6 protein-coding genes are annotated in these 5377 nt (G+C 37.6%); all 6 read right to left on the bottom strand.

Annotated features, from left to right (window positions below):
* Positions 1-95: 95 nt before the first annotated feature.
* Positions 96-725, bottom strand: coding sequence for a three-Cys-motif partner protein TcmP (gene tcmP, locus M4J38_RS19450; RefSeq protein WP_251761480.1), 630 nt, complete (start codon positions 723-725; stop codon positions 96-98).
* A 205-nt stretch (positions 726-930) separates the two neighbouring features.
* Complete coding sequence (locus M4J38_RS19445; protein WP_251761479.1) at positions 931-1518, bottom strand: hypothetical protein; 588 nt, start codon at positions 1516-1518, stop codon at positions 931-933.
* A 161-nt stretch (positions 1519-1679) separates the two neighbouring features.
* Entirely contained in the window at positions 1680-2402 is a 723-nt protein-coding gene (locus tag M4J38_RS19440) for a YoaK family protein (protein WP_251761478.1), read from the bottom strand.
* A gap of 852 nt (positions 2403-3254) precedes the next feature.
* Positions 3255-3875, bottom strand: coding sequence for a dihydrofolate reductase family protein (locus M4J38_RS19435; RefSeq protein WP_251761477.1), 621 nt, complete (start codon positions 3873-3875; stop codon positions 3255-3257).
* A gap of 321 nt (positions 3876-4196) precedes the next feature.
* Positions 4197-4553 carry a hypothetical protein gene (locus tag M4J38_RS19430; RefSeq protein WP_251761476.1) on the bottom strand — a complete coding sequence of 119 codons (357 nt, stop codon included), beginning with the start codon at positions 4551-4553 and terminating at the stop codon, positions 4197-4199.
* A gap of 171 nt (positions 4554-4724) precedes the next feature.
* The gene (locus M4J38_RS19425; RefSeq protein ID WP_251761475.1) at positions 4725-5198 is read right to left on the bottom strand and encodes a T6SS immunity protein Tdi1 domain-containing protein; all 474 of its coding nucleotides are present in this window, start codon (positions 5196-5198) and stop codon (positions 4725-4727) included.
* Between the last annotated feature and the right edge of the window lie 179 nt (positions 5199-5377).

Here is a 5377-nt window from a genome sequence, read left to right as displayed (position 1 = left end):
TTCCTGTTGCTTGATCGCAGCCACTATTTGGCTCTCGGTAAATCTTGTCTTTTTCATCGTAGTTAACTGTTTAAAGATAAAGAGATAACTCTACTCTAAAACTGACGGAATTGGGGGCCGCTGACAATCTGTTCAAGGGTTGTAGGAAATAAGGCTTTCATCAAAGGTTCAAACTTCTCATTCTCAAGCGCTGGATGAATTCGTTTTGTATTTAAAAAAAGGAACATTTCATTTCCCCAATTTTTTAGAAACTCTGCCAACACTTTCGTTTCAATGCCTTTATACCCAAAAGGGTCAATGAATAATAAAGAGGGGCACTCATTGAACTTTCCATTATGAGTATTAGTGACCAAAAAATCAGTTATTGCTTGATTTTCACCTACAGTACTTTTCCCAAAATGAACTTTTTTTGGGAAAGTTCCATTTGGAAACTCCCTTTTGAAGTTTTCCTCTAATGCTGCTGAATATGTATTGTCATTAAAAACGAATTTTACGTTGCTTCTTAGAAATTCATCTTTTTGGCATCGTCTCGCAATAAGAATTGGTGTAGAAGGATTACCATCTGCGTAAAGTCCAGGTCCAGCGAATAAGTCAATGTATCGTAGTTCTTTTGGTTGATGCTTTCTGATAATAATCTTGCAATAACTCGGAAAATATTCAGAAACAATACTTGCTTTAATTTTTGAAGATACTGTCTGCTTTTCGAAAAATTCGCTCTCTTTCATCGAATTGAGGTTGATTTATTTAACAGTTAGTTTGAAAAATTAGTAGGGTGTTGAAATACGCTTGCACACAACGTAACGGCTTTGCGATGGCCGGGATTTGAAAACGTAAACAGTCTTGCCGAAATTAAATTTTCTTTGAAAACTAAACATCACGTTTACCGTCTTACCCGGCTATTGCAAAACTATTGTTGGTAGCATGTTGTTTTCAATATGAGTCAACCAGATCCCTGATTTGTGCAACTAAGTCAGACCGTCTTTCCTGATCCCTCTCCGTCCTTAATTGTCTTTGAATGTCAATATACAAGTCGCAACGCATATGAAACTCATCCTCTAAAATAGTCTGCTCCAACCAATCGGCGAAATCTTTAAGTGAAGGTTCTATGTAAGAATATTGAAGTGTCTGAGCAAAAGAAATCGTCTGTAAATTTGAGCCTTCCCATTTGTCAATTTGAATCAAAGGTTTGCCAAAAAATTGATCAAACAAATACGTGTTAGCATAAAACGTCTCAAATGCTTTTTTTGTAGCCTCTTTGATTCTTCCAGATTTGAAAAGAACAATAGTCCACTCGAAAAGAAAATCAGGAAATCCTATATCATCCGGAAAATTTTTTGAAAACCACCTGAGATATGCTAATCCGCCTTTATAGTCTTCAAGCTCTATAAAATACTTTACAGGAAGATATCTGATGCCTCGACTGTCGTCGTAACAGCCATATTTTCTCTTATCTGCTGCAAGAGTTCGCTTGATTTTAGAAATCTTTGTCTTGAGTGCTTCTATTTTTTTTGGTGTCACCGAGTATGTTTTACAATTGCTACCAACGTAACGGCTTTGCGATGGCCGGGATTTGAAAACGTAAACAGTCTTGCCGAAACTGAATTTACTTTGAAAAATGAACTGCACGTTTACCGTCTTACCCGGCTATTGCAAAACTAATGTTGTGGGCCGTTTATTAATCAATCGGATTTAAATTTTCGTCTAATCGTTATCAATCGAAATTTTATATAATCGTAAATAAGTCCAAAGATTAATAGCGTAGAAGCAATACATAAAGTGATAAGTCCAACTTTTGAATATGAAATGCCGCCTGCTACACCACCAAGAAAAAAGAAGCTGATAATCGTCAAGCGCAACTTGATTGATATTAGCAGCTTGTGCCGCTGATCAGTACTCTTGTAAAAAAACAATTGCGACAGTTCAATCCCTAAGTCAGTAAAAAGTCCGGTCAAATGGGTTGTCCTTACACTGGAATTTGATATTGTTGTTACAAGCGAATTCTGAAGTCCCATCGAAAAAAGAAGGCTAAAAGCAATGACATTTGCATTTAAAGGCTCTGCGTCTCCCCAGATTCCAATAAAAAGCAAGAGCATTGCTTCAATTGAAGCAGGAACTGCAAAAGCAAAACTCAAATCTCTCCTTGAAACAATTTCAATTAAAAAATTGGAAACGAAAGAACCCAGAAAGAAGAAAAATATATACAAGAAATAGACAAGTCCAGCCCAAAATTCTAACCTGAAAACCTCATCTATTAAAAAGGCGAAATGCCCCGTCACATTTGTTGTTAATCGTCCAATAGCAAGAAAACCTGCTACGTTTACCATACCCGCAACGAAAGACAACAATGAAGCAATTCTCAGATTGTGTCTAAACGTCCGCGCTTTTCCTTGATGTCTAAACATTTTTTATAGGTCGTCCGATTAATGGCCCACAACAGTACGGCTTACTGATGGACGGGAATTTGAAAACGTAAACAGTCTTGCCGTGAATGAATTTGTTTAGAAACTGAACTCCACGATTATCGTCTTACCCGGCTATAAGTAAACCGATGTTATAGCCAGTTTTAAGAACATTAAAACGGTCAAAACAAATTGTCAGTACGAAACATCTTATCGTCTGCTAGCTTTTTTGAACATCTACGAGAGATCCTCACAAAAGATTAAAAGCAATTTCTACGCTTTTGTCGTGACGTTTGAATCGTCAATAAAAACTCCACGAAAGCAGATTTATGCAATTGAAGTCGATCAAAATGATGTGTGAAAACTCAACATAATAAAGATCGAAAATGCTAACCGAAGATTTGTCGAGCCATTGCTGGCAATGCTTCGCCACCTCACTCACATCCAGGACATTGTAAGGTTTAAGGGAATTCGTCTTACAATATAGAGATTTTCTGGAAAAAAAAGAACTGCGATAGGAACTTTTAACCGGATTAAAAAACTATCCGTCAATAAGTTATGCGTCTTGACAGTGAAAGATCTCCATAGAAAAGGTTTGAAATAAACTCTGCGAGAACAACAAATATGAAGGTCTGCTCGCAAACAAAACCCTTGTCACACCGTTTGGGTTCGTCACCTCAAAAATTGCAATTGAAAAGGGCAAAAATCAAATTGGCTATAACGGTACGGCTTACTGATGGACGGGAGTTTGGAAACGTAAACAGTCTAGCCGCGAATAAATTTACTTTGAAAAATGAACATCACGTTTACCGTCTTACCCGGCTATTAGTAAACCGCTGTTAGCGGTTCGTTTTATTATTTCTTGGTCAGTTTGTACCTTAAATGAGTTGTCAAGTTCGAAGGTATTACTTCAATAATCTCAATATCATATTTATCCTTGTCAATACCTTCAAATAATCTAATGCCACTTCCCAAGAAAACAGGAGCTATGTGAATAAAAAACTCGTCAACAAGTCCAGCGTTCAAAAACTGTTGAATAGTATTGGCCCCACCTTGTATTCTTATGTCCTTTCCCTTGGCTGAACTTTCCGCCTTTTCTAATGCGCTTTCTATTCCATCATTGATAAAATAAAAAGTCGTCGCCCCCTTTTGCCTCCAGGGTTCACGCCTTTCGTTTGTTAGTACATAAACGTCCGCCTCGTAAAGATCCTCAGCCCAAACAACCTCACCTTCCTCAAACATCCTTTTCCCCATTATATAAGATCCAGTCCTATCAAAAACATCGTCAATTAATTTGCTGTCTGCACCATATTCCAGACCACCTTCCATTTTGATATGCTTCCAAAATGCTTTTTGTTTAAACATCCATTGATGTAATTGGCCGGAAACCCCTCCCATTGGATTACTTGGGCTTCTGTTAGCGCCAGCGAAGAAACCGTCAAGTGATATCCCACTGTCAAAGATTATTTTACCCATAATGTCTGAATTTTGTTGCCTGCCACAATGTACTCCCCTTTGCAACACTTTAATGTCCCAAGAATGACCGCTAACGTAACGGCTTACTGCCGGACGGGAATTATAAACGTTCACAGTCTTGCCGAGAATGAATTTACTTTGAAAAATGAACATCACGTTTACCGTCTTACCCGGCTGGCAGTAAACTGCTGTTGTACGCTCTCAATAAACAGAATGTTAAACACAACATTCGTCTATATTACTGTCAGCAGTCGGTATAATTTAACTCAAATACTGCAGTCTTTTAGCAAAGAACAAGGCAATTTTTATCGCAAATAGAAATCAATATTTATAGGAGTCAATTTTGACACCGTATCCCTCCAGCAAAAGGTCGAACTTGTCTGCTATGCTACATAAATACTCCAAATTTTCACACAGGATTTCAGGAGTCCATATACCTTTCAAGGATGCTCTGAGCTCATATCCTTTAAAAATAATTGCAGTCCTTACAGTTCTTAAAGATGTAGTATATCCAATTCTATTTAAAAACATGCCTATTGCGACAATTTTCCTTTCGCGTCCAGCATAAAAATCAAAATCGAAAACAACTTCATTCTCCAAATCCAGTCCGCTGCTTTTTAATTCAAGCCAAATGTCGCTTAAGTCAAAAGTGAGTCTTTTAACATCATTTCTTTTCATACAAAGTCACCTATTGTCAAGAGGCATTGCGTACAACGTAACGGCTTTGCGATGGCCGGGATTTGAAAACGTAAACAGTCTTACCGAGTTTGAATTTACTTAGAAAACTAAACATCACGTTCTCCGTCTTACCCGGCTATTGCAAAACTATTGTTGTACGCGTAAGTTTTACTATTGAACTTTTATGTTAACCTTAGTTCCGTCTGGCAGATTTTTGATTTGCTCACATATCTGTCCACAAAATGCAAAATGAATACTCATATCCGTCGGATCTATATTGTCCACAGAATATTCGCCACCTAGTATAGGAAGCTGTTTATAACTGTAAACTTCGTTCTCTTTTAGAGTTTTCCCACTGTCTATCAATTTCTCAATGAGCAAAGGGAGAAACCAATCGTCCAGTTTTACCTCGTCATCAAGAAATAATTGATACTCCTCTAAGGAGCTAGCAATTTTTGTCAATTCGCCGTTTTCTGTTTGAAGCCAATAAACATTGTCGTCTTTTCCTAAAAAGAACATATCACCTAAACACGAAATTGTAACAACAGCCTTCATGTCGGTCACTAGCCAGCGCCAACATGATAAAAAGTCTTCCAAGTTTGCATTAGCTATATCCTTTGTTAATTGCGCTAAACTAAGTCTCATTGTCGATAAATTTGCGTACAACGTAACGGCTTTGCGATGGCCGGGAGTTGAAAACGTAAACAGTCTTGCCGTGATTGAATTTACTTTGAAAAATGAACATCACGTTTCCCGCCTTACCCGGCTATTGCAAAACTATTGTTATAGCCAGTTTTAAGAAGCTTAAAACGGTCAAAGCAAAT

Source organism: Parasegetibacter sp. NRK P23 (genome assembly GCF_023721715.1).
Taxonomy (GTDB): Bacteria; Bacteroidota; Bacteroidia; order Chitinophagales; family Chitinophagaceae; genus Parasegetibacter.
The sequence above is the reverse complement of the archived record's forward strand: the minus strand, read 5'-3'. Positions and strand labels throughout refer to the sequence as shown.

Excerpts from the sequence above, each read along its gene's own strand:
- tcmP (WP_251761480.1), bottom strand. The coding sequence starts at position 725 with ATGAAAGAGAGCGAATTTTTCGAAAAGCAGACAGTATCTTCAAAAATT.
- M4J38_RS19425 (WP_251761475.1), bottom strand. The coding sequence starts at position 5,198 with ATGAGACTTAGTTTAGCGCAATTAACAAAGGATATAGCTAATGCAAAC.
- M4J38_RS19440 (WP_251761478.1), bottom strand. The coding sequence starts at position 2,402 with ATGTTTAGACATCAAGGAAAAGCGCGGACGTTTAGACACAATCTGAGA.
- M4J38_RS19430 (WP_251761476.1), bottom strand. The coding sequence starts at position 4,553 with ATGAAAAGAAATGATGTTAAAAGACTCACTTTTGACTTAAGCGACATT.
- M4J38_RS19435 (WP_251761477.1), bottom strand. The coding sequence starts at position 3,875 with ATGGGTAAAATAATCTTTGACAGTGGGATATCACTTGACGGTTTCTTC.